At 60.7% G+C, this 12,401-nt stretch carries 14 protein-coding genes; 4 read left to right on the forward strand and 10 right to left on the reverse strand.

Annotated features, from left to right (window positions below; all coding sequences use genetic code 11):
* Positions 1–127: 127 nt before the first annotated feature.
* Positions 128–1,051 carry a bifunctional helix-turn-helix transcriptional regulator/GNAT family N-acetyltransferase gene (locus tag H1Y01_RS04855; RefSeq protein ID WP_180539143.1) on the forward strand — a complete coding sequence of 308 codons (924 nt, stop codon included), beginning with the start codon at positions 128–130 and terminating at the stop codon, positions 1,049–1,051.
* Between the two features lie 3 nt (positions 1,052–1,054).
* On the opposite strand, the gene H1Y01_RS04860 is transcribed toward H1Y01_RS04855, so the two are convergent.
* The 8 genes from H1Y01_RS04860 to H1Y01_RS04895 all read right to left on the reverse strand — a co-directional run bounded on the left by H1Y01_RS04860 (position 1,055) and on the right by H1Y01_RS04895 (position 8,642).
* A complete protein-coding gene (locus tag H1Y01_RS04860) occupies positions 1,055–2,125 on the reverse strand; it encodes a sulfite oxidase (protein ID WP_180539144.1) in 1,071 nt (356 codons plus the stop codon).
* Between the two features lie 15 nt (positions 2,126–2,140).
* Entirely contained in the window at positions 2,141–3,889 is a 1,749-nt protein-coding gene (locus tag H1Y01_RS04865; RefSeq protein ID WP_180539145.1) for a CocE/NonD family hydrolase, read from the reverse strand.
* Positions 3,847–4,971, reverse strand: coding sequence for a glycosyltransferase (locus tag H1Y01_RS04870; RefSeq protein WP_180539146.1), 1,125 nt, complete (start codon positions 4,969–4,971; stop codon positions 3,847–3,849). Before H1Y01_RS04870 ends, H1Y01_RS04865 begins: the two co-directional genes overlap by 43 nt.
* Positions 4,968–5,636 (reverse strand): YggS family pyridoxal phosphate-dependent enzyme, encoded by a 669-nt coding sequence (locus tag H1Y01_RS04875; RefSeq protein ID WP_219341272.1) that lies wholly within the window; start codon positions 5,634–5,636, stop codon positions 4,968–4,970. Before H1Y01_RS04875 ends, H1Y01_RS04870 begins: the two co-directional genes overlap by 4 nt.
* The gene (locus H1Y01_RS04880) at positions 5,612–6,004 is read right to left on the reverse strand and encodes a hypothetical protein (protein WP_180539147.1); all 393 of its coding nucleotides are present in this window, start codon (positions 6,002–6,004) and stop codon (positions 5,612–5,614) included. Before H1Y01_RS04880 ends, H1Y01_RS04875 begins: the two co-directional genes overlap by 25 nt.
* Before the next feature lie 429 nt (positions 6,005–6,433).
* On the reverse strand, positions 6,434–6,823 hold the full coding sequence (locus tag H1Y01_RS04885; protein ID WP_180539148.1) for a hypothetical protein: 390 nt from the start codon (positions 6,821–6,823) through the stop codon (positions 6,434–6,436).
* 24 nt (positions 6,824–6,847) lie between these two features.
* Complete coding sequence (locus tag H1Y01_RS04890; protein ID WP_180539149.1) at positions 6,848–7,624, reverse strand: M23 family metallopeptidase; 777 nt, start codon at positions 7,622–7,624, stop codon at positions 6,848–6,850.
* A gap of 1 nt (position 7,625) precedes the next feature.
* Positions 7,626–8,642, reverse strand: coding sequence for a L,D-transpeptidase family protein (locus H1Y01_RS04895; protein ID WP_219341273.1), 1,017 nt, complete (start codon positions 8,640–8,642; stop codon positions 7,626–7,628).
* A 71-nt stretch (positions 8,643–8,713) separates the two neighbouring features.
* Here H1Y01_RS04895 and H1Y01_RS04900 point away from each other — a divergent pair, with 71 nt between their 5' ends.
* From H1Y01_RS04900 to vapC, 3 genes are all read left to right on the forward strand, one after another.
* Entirely contained in the window at positions 8,714–10,177 is a 1,464-nt protein-coding gene (locus H1Y01_RS04900; protein WP_180539150.1) for a hypothetical protein, read from the forward strand.
* A 185-nt stretch (positions 10,178–10,362) separates the two neighbouring features.
* Entirely contained in the window at positions 10,363–10,557 is a 195-nt protein-coding gene (locus H1Y01_RS19905; RefSeq protein WP_180539156.1) for a type II toxin-antitoxin system VapB family antitoxin, read from the forward strand.
* On the forward strand, positions 10,554–10,943 hold the full coding sequence (gene vapC, locus H1Y01_RS04910; RefSeq protein WP_180539151.1) for a type II toxin-antitoxin system VapC family toxin: 390 nt from the start codon (positions 10,554–10,556) through the stop codon (positions 10,941–10,943). The genes H1Y01_RS19905 and vapC overlap by 4 nt, the downstream gene beginning before the upstream one ends.
* A 13-nt stretch (positions 10,944–10,956) precedes the next feature.
* Here the strand turns inward: vapC and H1Y01_RS04915 are convergent, their stop codons facing one another.
* Positions 10,957–11,382: a hypothetical protein gene (locus H1Y01_RS04915; protein ID WP_180539152.1), complete on the reverse strand. Its 426-nt coding sequence runs from the start codon at positions 11,380–11,382 to the stop codon at positions 10,957–10,959.
* A partial coding sequence (gene argJ, locus H1Y01_RS04920; protein ID WP_180539153.1) for a bifunctional glutamate N-acetyltransferase/amino-acid acetyltransferase ArgJ occupies positions 11,379–12,401 on the reverse strand: 1,023 nt, incomplete at its 5' end. The genes H1Y01_RS04915 and argJ, both read right to left, overlap by 4 nt.

Consider the following 12,401-nt stretch of genomic DNA (forward strand, 5'->3'; position numbering starts at 1 on the left):
TGGCGATCGCGGTGATCGGCGGGATCTTCGCTTCGCTCGGGCTCTCGCTGATCGTCACCCCGAGCGTCAACTACGCGTTCCAACCCAAAAGTTGACAGAGTCAGCTAATTCGCTTGACAATAGCGGAATGATCGCTGAAGATGTGGCGGCCTTCCGGCGTTTCAACCGGATGTATACGCGTTTCCTGGGAACGCTCAACGAAGGGCTTCTTGACAGCGCTTTCAGTCTGGCGGAAGCTCGGGTGCTTTACGAAATCGCGAACCGCAGCTCGCCCAACGCGAAAGAGATCGCAGACGAGCTCGGGATGGATACCGGCTATTTGAGCCGCATTCTGGGCAAGTTCGAGCGGGACGGCTTGCTGAAGAGGACGGCGTCGAAGGTGGACGCCCGCCACGCCGAGTTGACCCTTACCGCGCGCGGCAAGTCCGCGTTTCGCAAGCTGGATGGCGCATCCCAGGCACAGGGACGGGCCGTTCTCGATGGGATGCCGCCGGCCACGCGGTCGCAATTCATCAACAGCTTACAGACAGCAGAACGCATTCTCAACGCGAATGCAGCGCGGCCGCCTTATGTTCTGCGCCCGCATCGGATCGGCGACATGGGCTGGGTGGTGCATCGTGAAGGAATCGTCTACGCCGAGGAATACGGATGGGACGAAACATTCGAAGCGCTTGTGGCGCGCATCGTGGACGCGTTCATTACGAACTTCGATCCGAAGTGCGAACGCTGTTGGATCGCGGAAAGGGACGGTCAAAGTATCGGTCACGTCTTTCTGGTCAAACATCCCGACGAACCGCACACGGCGAAGCTCCGTCTGTTATTCGTCGAGCCGGGCGCCCGCGGATTGGGGCTCGGCCACGCGCTGGTCAACGAGTGCGTGCAGTTTGCGCGCACCGCGGGTTACAAGAAGATCGTTCTCTGGACCCAGAGTATTCTGACCGCGGCGCATCGCATCTACGAGCGGGCTGGTTTTCGATTGGTGAAAGAAGAGCCCCACCACAGTTTCGGGAAGGACTTGGTCGGGCAGACCTGGGAACTCGATCTCGGCTGAGAGCTATTCCACTTCAACGACTACCGGCAAAGTGTGGTGCACGATGTAACCGCCGTGGTCTTTATTGTGTTCAGCGGGTTGTGTATTTCCGGCGGCGTCGGTGGCGCGAGACCGTAGCGTATAGCGCCCCGGCTTGTCGGGCCGCCATACGAATTCCCAGCGCTGCCAGGCATGCTCGTGCGCCTCGTCGATCAGCTTCGCCGCGTTCCAGAGCTTGCCATCGTCAACACTAACTTCCACTGTCGTGATCGCGGCGCCCGCGCTCCAGGCAGCGCCGAACACGCGAACAGGCGCGCCGAATGCGATGCGGTCGTTTCCGGCCGGCTGAGCTATCGTAGACTTCACGGCGATGTCACTGATCGGAACATGTTCGGGCGGCTGCCCATCGTGCGCGGACCAATAGGCGTAGTCAACCGTCTGCCAGAATCCCTGGAAGCGGTGATCGATCAGAAGAATGCGCCGGAGCCACTTGACGGACGCCATCGCATACCAGCCGGGCACAATCGCGCGGACCGGCGCCCCATGCGCGCGCGTTAACGGTTCGCCGTTCATTTCATAGGCGAGCAGGACTTCGGGCTGCCGCGCTTTGCTTAACGGCAGGCTCCGAGAGTAGGTGATCTTTGCTTTGGGATGGTCGGCTTTCTCGGGTGTTCCGGAATCGGCCCCTTCAAGGACGACATCGATAACCCCCGGTTGCACTCCGGCCCGATCGAGCACCGCGGCGAGGGGCACTCCCTTCCAGCGCGCACATCCGACGGCCCCGAGTTCCCATTGCACACCGTCCTTCTTGGGCTTGAGAAAGAGCCGCCCGTTGCCCGCGCATTCGAGGACCGCGGTATGCGTTTGTGCCGCCATCCCGCGCAGGTCGGTCAGAGTCAGGTCCACGATCCGGTGCACCGACCCTTCAATACGCAGCCGCCACGCGCCAGGATCAATCACCGGCGCTTCGAAATGGCTTCTGACGTAGAACGAGTCGTTGGGCGTCAGCACGCCATCAAGAGCGGAGAAGTGCGATTCGAGATTGTCCGGGTCGCGCTGACGGGTAATCAGCGCCGGTATCGGTTTCAATGGCATCAACTTGGGTGTCAATCAGTGGCGTGCGGAAGCAGTGTAGCGCACGTTTGCGGGCACAACGGGTAGGACCAGATAGGACAGGTGATGGGTGCTGTGAAAGATGGTTTGCTTCGCTGGAACCAGATTCACTTCATCGGCGATGGCGCGGCCCGTATTCGGGTTCCGGTCGAATCGCGGGAAATTGCTGGACGACACTTCGAGCCTCAATCGGTGCCCGCGCTTGAACACGTTCGAAGTCACTCCCAGATCGATGAAGTACTTCACCGGCTTGGTGGAATCGAGGAGTTTCGGCTTCGATAAACCGTCGCGGTAACGCGCGCGGATGATCCCGTCGGTCAGGTTGATGGCGCGCCCGTCGGGATAGACATCGATGAGCTTGCCGGTAAAGTCGGTATCGCGCGCGGTCGTGGCGGCTTCGAGAACCAGTACGATCGGCCCCGTGACTTCGACGTCCTCACGCAGCGGCGGCGTCGTATAGACCAGAACGTCGGCGCGCTTTTCCAACGGACGCTGATCCTCGGGTCCCCAGGGAAAGATCTTGTTGTTGCAGCAAACGGCGCCGCCGGCAGTCGGTACCGGATTGCGCGGATCGTAGGTGAACCCGTCGGTCTTCATCCCGCGTGGAGAGGCCTCCTCCAGCAGCACTCCGTCGCCGGAGCCCGTGTTCGCATGGCCCTCGCTCGTCAGATAGAACCGCTCGGCAACGGCACGAGCCAGCGGCCATTCATTCTCATCGCGCCAGACATTCGCGCCCATCACGAAGATGCGAACCGGCGCGGCAGCGGCCAGCGGAACGGTTTCGCCCTTGAGCCACTCGTCGAACCATTCGAGTTGCGAGCGCCGCAACGGAGGGTGGGCATCCGGTCCGAAGTCCACGGTCGTGATCCGCGTCGACATGTTGTGCGGCCAGGGTCCGATCAGAATCCGCGCCGGCGTCCCGCTTTTGCGCAGCGTCGCGAAGGCGTCCAAATCGCCTTCGACGTAGTTGTCGTACCACCCGCCGACGGAGAACACGGGCACTTTGATGGACGCCAGCTTTTCGCGAGTCGAGATCGATCTCCAAAACGCGTCGTCAGCCGGGTGATCGAAAGCCGCCTTGAGTATGTTGATTTCGCGGCCCGCAACCACCTGGTCGGCGTGGCGCTCCGGCAGGGTCCAGATGAATTTGTCGAAGGGCGGCGGGGTAAACTCGGCAGCGCGCATATTCTCGCTGACCCACTCGAGCCGGTGCCCCCACTTCATCGCGCCGCCCGGCGAGTAGAAACGATCGCGGTAATCGTCGTCTCCCGAGACCACCGGGAAGATCGCCTTCAGGTGCGGGTTATTCAGCGCGGCCGCTTTCCACTGCGTAATGCCGAGGTAGGAACCGCCGGTCATGGCGACTTTGCCGTTGGACCAAGGCTGCTCGGCGATCCAGTTGATGGTGTCGTTCCCGTCGAGGGGCTCCTGCTCGAGCGGATCGAAAATCCCTTCGCTTTCGTTGCGACCGCGAACGTCCTCAATCAGGAAGTTGTATCCATGGTCGACCAGCGCCTGGTAGTTCGGCGTGAGCTCATTGACCTTGCCGTAGGGCGTGCGCACGAGGATGGTCGCGAGGCGCGTTGCCGCTTCCGGCCGGAACAGGTTCGCGGCGAGCCGCACGCCATCGCGCATGGGAATCCACTCATGGGTCTGAGTGACCGGCACATGCGTGCTGGTTCCGGCGCTTCGGAGCGAAGGCGTCAGGGCAGCGACAATGAGGGCGCAGATGCGGAAACAGCGCATAACAGATTCCAAAACTGATCGGCGATTCGACTCGTATCGTGGTGCTGACGAACGTAAAGCGCAGCCCGGTTTCCGATAGCGGCGGAGATATCAGGGCGTCGAACGGCTAATTCCATAGTGTGCGATAGTTGAGCGCTTTCTTCAACTCCCCCGCCGATTCGGAAGCAACAGTCGTCGGGAATGCGCGAGATTTCCGGGCCGTCGGTGAGGAACACGGGCTTGCCGAGTCCCATCAGGCGAATGGCGATTCCGGACGTTTCCGCCGCGCTCGGATAGCGTAGCGCGAGCCCGGCATCCACGGCATCGGCAACGTTCCACCAGTCACGGTCCGGCAGGCGGCCGACGCGCAAAATCGTGGGAGGCTCGAGAGAAGGCGCAGCGGCTCGCGCCAGATCTTCGGACCCGAAGGTCCCCGCGAGGAGCAGGCGGGAATGCGGCAAGTCACGCTGGAGTTTTTCGAACGCGCGGAGGATCGGGAGCACGCGTTTTGTTTCGCGAAGGTAGCCGAAGATTCCGAAGACGAAGGCGTTCGGAGGGAGCTGCCAGTCGTTGCGGATGCGCGCGCGCGTGTCCAGTTGGGGCGCGTGCGGAAGGGTGAATAGATGGGGGATCTCGACAACTTCCGCGCCCGGTGCGGCAATGCGGACCCGCTCGGCCGCCGCGGGATTATGGACGACAACAGCTAGCGAGCGCTCGGCGATACGGCGCAGCATGGGCCGGTCGAAATAGCGTCGCGAGGTGGCGGACGCTGCCCGGCCGTCATACAGAGTAGCCCCGAAGTTGCGCTCCCACTCGCCATGGTTGTAGACGTACTCTTCGATGTAGCGGTCGCGATCGAGCGTGCCGAGGAAGAAGTGGTTCAGCAGGGCGTCATGCAGGATGACAACGCCGGGTGCCGTCAGCGCCCGTTCGTAAATCTCGCGATGCAGCGGGTTGTTGCCCAGATGGTAGAGGTTAACGTCGGCTTTGTGGGCATTCACGACGACGTCGCCCTTTTTCCGCAAGGCGCCGAGAAGTACTTGCGCGTAGTCCGCGACTCCCGTTCGTGCCGGCGGGAGCGGCGCATAATAACCGACGATCATGCCGGTTTGGCACGCCGGCCGAAGATCGCGGTTCCGACCCGGATCAACGTCGCGCCTTCCTCGATCGCCACTTCGAAATCGTTCGACATCCCCATGGAGAGTTTGCTCAAGCCGTAGCGTCCGGCCAGTTCGCGTAAGTGAGCGAAAGCCGGGCGGGATTGCTCGGCGTCCTCAGACCATTGGGGAACCGTCATTAGACCGAGCAGCGAAAGATTGGATGAGGCGCGTACCGCGTCCACGATCGCCGGAAGATCGGTTTCATCGGCGCCCGATTTCGACGTTTCATCGGATGTTTTCACCTCGATGTAAATGTCGAGCTTGCTTCCGGCCTCATTCAGGCGGCGCGCGAGCTTTGCCGAGTCGACGCTTTGGATCACCTGGAAGAGTTCCGCCGCTTTGCGAGTTTTGTTCGATTGCAGATGACCGATCAGGTGGAAACGCGCTCCGGGAAGGTCCCCGAGTTCGGCGCTCTTCGATTCGAATTCCTGAACGTAGTTCTCGCCGAATTCACGCAACCCCGCTTCGTAACCTGCGCGTACGACGGCCGCGGGGAAGATCTTTGTCACTCCGAGAAGCGTGATCTCATCCAGCGAGCGACCGCTGCGCGCGGCCGCTTTCGCCATCCGCTCACGAACCCGCTCTAATGCGCTGCCGACGCTTTCCACTTACCTGAATCTAGCGCCTCGCCGCTGTCGGAGGCTGCCTTATAAGTGCCTTCGAGTGCATCACCGGTCATTACGGCTTCCAGTGTGATGTTTTGGTTGCCGTCATCGCCCTGCGTTTGGTACTGCGCTTTTACCTTGGTCCCGTCGACCGCGCATGACACGGGTTTCGGAGTCACTTCCGGCTGGTCCCCGCCCCAATAGGTGAGCTTGCAGTCCCAGGCGTTGGAGCCTTTTGAGATCGCGAGGCGGAGTTTCCCGTCCGAAGACCCGCTGTCGCTGGACCATGTGCCGGTGTATTCGCCCGCGACGTCAGCGGCAAACGCGACCGGGACAAGCGAGAGAATGAGGAATGTAATCGTTCGTAGCATAGCCGGTATCAGTCTATACGGCTTGTCAGAGGCCAGGGTTCGCTAAATTGCGGGACTGAATCGCGGGAGATCAATCGGGTGTCAGCGAAAAGCGGTTTTACCGCGAGCTGATCCGCAAGGCCGATGACCGCTTCGACGCGCACCTGGTCCGGCTCAAGCTGGTCCGGCTCGCAGCCGAGTTGATCGCCGAGGAGATGACGCGATCTGCTGCTGTCGACGCTGCGGAAGAGCGTCCAGGCACTGGGCGGGAAGCTGTCCTTAGTCGCGGAACTCCCCGACCGGGCGCCCGTAGTGCACGCCTAAGATCAAAACCGATTAGCCGCGGATAAACAGTGATAAACACGGATCAAAGACGGCAAGCATTTGCCTCCATCGGCTGTCTACTACTTCCGGATTCAGGTCAAGTGTAATCGTCATGTCTCTCTTCTCTTACTGCGCCGCGGTAACTTTCCACTTGCCCGCATCCGCCGGTTTGCCGTCCGGGCCAAGCTCGCTATAGGTCCCTTCCAGCGAGCTGCCCGACATCACAGCCTCGAGCGCAATCTTCGCCGTGCCGCTGTCGGTCTCGACCTCATAGCGGCCCTTCAGCTTGGTGCCGTCAACGGCGCACGAGAAGTTTTGGGCATTGATCTCGGGTTGGTCACCAATGGAATAGGCAAGCTTGCAATCCCAGCCGTCGGAGGTTCTCCTGATGGATAAGTGCAATTTCCCGTCTCCGCCATTGTTGCTCGACCAGGTGCCCGCATAACTCGTCGCGCGGTCCACGGTCCGATCGGACTGCGGAAGCGAGAGTAGTAGAACCGCCGCAAAAAGAAACATTTGCAACTAGTTTATACGTCCGTGTTACTTCGCCGCGCTGCCGGCGATTTTTACCAGCACCGGATATGGATCGAGCGGCGTTCCCTGCCAGTAATGTTGATCCGGATTCAGCAGCGAGATCGCGAAGTGCAGATGCGGTGCATTCGCGTCAGCATCGCCCGTCGAACCCACATACCCGATTACATCTCCGGCCCGTACCAGACTGCCCTCCTGAATACCCGGCGCGTACTTATCAAGGTGGGCGTAGTAGTAACAATACTTCCGCGAATCGTCGAATTGATAAATCGTGTTTCCGCCCCGCTTACTTAGAAATAGCTTGACAATGTTGCCTTCATCAATGGCCCGGACGGGGGTCCCACGCGCGGCCATGATGTCGGTGGCTTCGTGCTTAGAGGCACCGCGCTGATCGTTGAAAGTATCGGATAACTGCTGCGCGGGGACGCCGGCAATCGGCATCACCAGTTTGCGCGCGGTCAACTCCGCAACATAGCCTGAACCGGCTGTAGTCTGCTGACCCGGCGGCGCTGGCGAAGGGATGTCCGAGCCGGGAATCGCTACTTCCGGATAGTTCAGTCCGTTCAGGTCCGGCGGATTGTCGGCCATGTGGGGCTTCGTTCCAGGTGACGGCTCTGTCGAATGACTTACCGGCGGCGTCAAGGGCTGTACTGGCCCGGCGGGCGACGGTTTGTCAACAGTTGTAACTGCCGCGGGCGCGCGGCGCGTGTAGTAGAACCAGGCCGCTCCGGCACAAACAACGATCACTACGAACGCGACGGTAAATCGCAGGAACGGTGATCGCATGTTAGTCCTCTGTGCAGGTAACCGGCGTGTTCTTAGTCACCATGCTTGCCAGTTCCATGGCGTCCCAGTTCGTCAGGCGAATGCAGCCGTGCGATTCGGTATGCCCGATCGTATGCGGATTTTCGGTTCCGTGAATCCCGTAATGCGGTTTGCTCAACCCCATCCAAACGACCCCCACCGGGCTCTTAGGACCGGGCTTGAGCGTGGCGCGATCGGACTTATTCGCCGCATCCCAAAACAAGCTGGCGTTGTAGTGAAAGTAAGGATACTTTTTGACTTCTACAATCTTCCAATCGCCGATAGGAAGCGGATCGTGCTCGCTGCCTATGGTGGCCGGATAGGTCGCGATGATCTTCCCGTCATCGCCCAGGGCTTGAACCACGCCTCGATCTTTGCTGACCTCGATTTTGGCGACATGTCCAGGTGGCGGAGTGACAATAACATTCGGAGCCACAATCTGCGCGCCCGCCTTGGTCATATCTACTCCTGGATTCAACTGCTCGAGCAAAGCGGGGGAGCAATGAAACTTTTCGCCAAGACCCTGTTGCGCGTTCTCGTAGTTCAGCGCCGGTAATTTAGCCATTTCCATCATGTCGTGAGGGATGTCCGGGGTAAAGGGTCCGGCCACATCGGCGTCCTGCAAGGTGTACTGCTGGATGGCGGGTGCTGTGTCCTGATTTAACTTCGCCCACATGTCTGCATCCACGGTGTCGGAATCCGGCATGCCGTTCGCCGCACGGTAGGCATGGATCGCGCGGCCCAGATTTTCGCCGTAGATCGCGTCGATTTCGGCAGGCGAGAAATGAGCGCGGTCCAGAAGGATCTGCGCTCGCAGGACTGCCGAGCCGGTCGAGTTGGGGCCGACCGGGTCCGCCAGGCTGCCGTTATTTACCTGGCCGACATCGGGCGGCTGCGATCTGCGTTGTACGGGTTGCCCCGTTTTCCGCGGCGATTGCGCGTACCCTACCGCAAAAACCGTAAATAGAACGACAGCGGCGTTGAACCAGCAACATTTCACACGCTTTTGTGCCGCAATTGCACTTCCACGCGGGCGAGAACATGACTCTTGACCGGCCACACAGAATGGTTATGGACCGAATCGCGATACAGCCGCCTGTCAATATTCCCGCGGTCCGCGCAGCGATTCATCACTTCCTGGAACGCGCCCGCCGCCCCGCCATCCTCGAACCGGGTGAGCCGCTGCTGCTCATCCAATCGGACTCGCTTTCACTGGAAGACCGCCCCGGCTTCCTCACGCTGAACGTCTGGGACGAAACACGCAATCTGGTTCGGCGTATCAGCGGCGTGACACGCTCGGAGCGCGGCTGCCTCGCGCTGGCGGTGCAGCGATTCGGCGGGCGGCCGGGCGAACTGCAACTTATCGACTTGGCCCATCCCCGCCACGGCGACCACGAGCGCAAAGGCTCCCGACTCATCTTCCGCGAGCGGTTCCGCCGCATGCTGGAGCGGGAACTATCGGGCTGGCGGATGGCGCGCATCTCAAGCGACCCCGACCTGGAACACACCCTCTCGCCCGCATTTCCACGCGCGCTGCTGACCCGCGGCACGCAAGCCATCGCCGCCATTGGAGCGCCGCCCGAAGCGAACGAGTTCCCGGCCATGCTCAGCTTCGGCCTGATCTGGCTCGACTACGCGCGGCGACTCCATCCCAAGCTGACCATCACCACGCTACAGTTCTGGGCGCCGTCGCCCGTTGCGCCGCTGCTCAGTTTCTATCTGCCGTTCTTCGACCCTGCGCAAGCGCGCTTCACGATGTATCTGTATTCGGACGAGGATTTCGCGATGCCGCTCGATCCGAATGATTACGGCAACGTGCTGACATCGCTTGAGCCGTGCCGCCATGCCGCCCCGCTGCCCTTTACGATTCCGTTTTCCGAGGCTCTGCCCGTCGCTTCAGGAGAAGTTAGTCTGCGCGTGGCCGGCCTCGAGTTTGCCCGCTACAAGAACGGGCGCCTGGGTAATGGGAGCGCCGCGCTCAGCCTGGAAGAAGCGCAGGCCATTGCGGCCAGCCTGCATGCGATGCGAAGTCCGGATGCCGACTCGCAGACGCTGATCTGGCAGCAGAATCCCGAGGCGTGGCTTGAATCGATTGTTCGTTCGAATCTTGAAACGGTGGAAGCGTCGCTCGCCGTCTCGCCGGTTTACGGACAGGTTCCGGCGATTGCGGCGCAAAACCGCACCGTCATCGACCTTTTAGCGGTGGATTATGCCGGCCGCCTCGCCGTCCTGGAACTGAAAGCCTCGCCGGATCTGCACCTGCCGCTACAGGCGCTCGATTACTGGATTCGCGTCAAATGGCATCTGGATCGGGGCGAGTTCGGCAAGCTCGGCTATTTCCCCGGCATCGAGTTACGGCGCGATCCGCCGCGTCTGCTGTTGGTCGCGCCGGCACTTCAGTTTCATCCCTCGATGGAGACAATTCTGCGATTCCTGGCGCCGGAGATCGACGTGGTGCGCATTGGACTGAGTGCCGACTGGCGCGAGCGTCCGCGGGTCATGTTCCGCTTAGTCGGCGCGGAACGCCCGGTGTAGCAGAGCCCCTCCACCGACGCGGCGCGGGTCGAACCGGACTCTGGGTGAGCAAGCTGACGATCCACGAGATCTGGCTGGACGCATTCAGCACGTCGCGGGGCGCCACTGCCGGTCTGCAGCGCGTCTCGGATCTGGACGCCGCGCCGGACTACAATGTGTATAGAAGGTTCTCTGGATACACATCCATGCGGACGAACATTGTGATCGACGACCGGCTAATGCGGGACGCGCTTCGTGCGACCGGCTTGAAAACCAAGCGGGAAGCGGTGGAATTGGGGCTGCAAACGCTTGTTCGCTTGAGAAAGCAGGCCGAGATCCGGCGGCTTCGCGGGAAACTGGAATGGCGCGGAGATCTCGATGAATTGAGGCGCGACAAGTGATCGTTGTCGATTCCAGGGTGTGGATCGATTACTTCAATGGAGTCATTACGCCGCAAACCGAGAAGCTCGATCGGTTGCTGGGTACAGAAGAGTTAGCGGTCGGCGACCTGATCCTGACCGAGGTGCTCCAAGGTTTTGTGAAGGATAAAGACTTTCACGTCGCAAAGGAAGTCCTTACGAGCCTGCTGATCATCGAGCTGGGAGGCAGGGACATTGCCATGCAGGCTGCCAAGAACTTCCGGTCCCTTCGTAGGCTTGGCGTAACCGTGCGAAGCACGATCGACGCGTTGATCGCGACGCGATGTATCGAGAGTGGATATCGGCTCCTACATAACGACAGAGATTTCGATCCGTTCGCGGAGCGGTTAGGGCTGCGCGTCGTATAAGCCTTGCATCGACTTACTTCTTCAGAGAAGGCGTTGCAGCGATAGGATCAAGAATCGAGCGCGGATCGATAGCCGTTACCATCCAATGCTTCCCTTCCTTACGCGCACTTACTTTCACCCGCATGCGCCGTCGAGTAACTACCTGCAAGCCATCCTGCGATGTACACATCAGGAACCAATCGACTGTATCGACGGCCTGCTGATCGTCACCCGTCTCTTCGAGTACATCCAGACTAGCCGCGACATCCTGCTGCGCGGTAAGTGCATTTACGTTCGCCTCGATATCATAGTAACCGGGCGTACTCTTATCGAGGTAGGCCATGAATTTCACGCCGTCGTTGTCACTTAGCGCCGCAGCCATGGCGGTCAAGGTATCGCACGCGCGGCACGGCTCCTGATCCGGATGGAATGCGAGTAAGGACAGCAAGGCGAGAATCATGTCCGGTAACTCCCGTTGATCTCGATATAACCTTCGGTAAGATCGCAAGTCCAGAAGATAGCTTTCCCTTTTGCTGGGCCGCCGATGGCGAACTGAATCAGGCAATCCGGCGCGTGGAGCTTCAACTTCAAGTCCGCTTCATCGAAGGGCGCGGCTAAACCCGCCCGGCAGACCGGCACAGCCTGCAGGGTAATCGCGACCTTGGCCGGATCGAACGCGATGCCCGCATTCCCGGCGGCACACAGGACGCGTCCCCAGTTCGGATCGGACCCCGCGACAGCCGTTTTCACCAGCAGCGAGTTCGCGATGGAGCGGGCAATCTGGCGCGCGGCATCATCGGTCGGCGCGCCGCTGACTTCGATCGTGATTAGTTTGCGTGCGCCTTCGCCATCGCGCGCAATCGACTTAGCCAGGTTGCACAGTAAGATGGTTAAACCTTCTTCAAACAGGGACATTTCGGCCGGATCGGGCCGCACGCCGCTGGCGCCGTTCGCCATCACGATCAAGGTGTCGTTGGTGGATGTGTCGCCATCGACCGAGATCGAACTATACGACTTGGTATTGGCGCGTTTCAGCATGGCCTGGAGCGGCGCAACGGGAATCGATGCGTCGGTGAATACGAAGCCGAGAGTTGTGGCCATGCGCGGCTGGATCATCCCGGAACCCTTGGTCATTCCCGCCAGGCGCACCGTCCCACGGCGCAACGGTACTTCGCCGAACGCCTCTTTGGGCACCGTGTCGGTGGTCATAATGGCGCGCGCGACGCGGCTGAAGTCGTGCCCTAAACCGGCTTGCAGCTCGGCGAGCCGGGAGGTGATCAACCGGGCGTCGAGTTCCATGCCGATCACGCCCGTGGAAGCGAGCAGCACGTGGTGTACGGGAAACCGGAGTAACTTCGCGGCGGCTTTACAGCATTCGAGCGCAACCTTATCGCCGGTGCGCGTGGCGCAGTTGGCGTTGCCGGAGTTCACGAGCAAAGCGCCTGCTTTGCCTTTCGAAGCTTTGACATGCTTGCGCGA

This window comes from Nevskia soli (genome assembly GCF_903970205.1).
In the GTDB taxonomy this organism is placed as follows: Bacteria; Acidobacteriota; Terriglobia; order Bryobacterales; family Bryobacteraceae; genus Bog-113.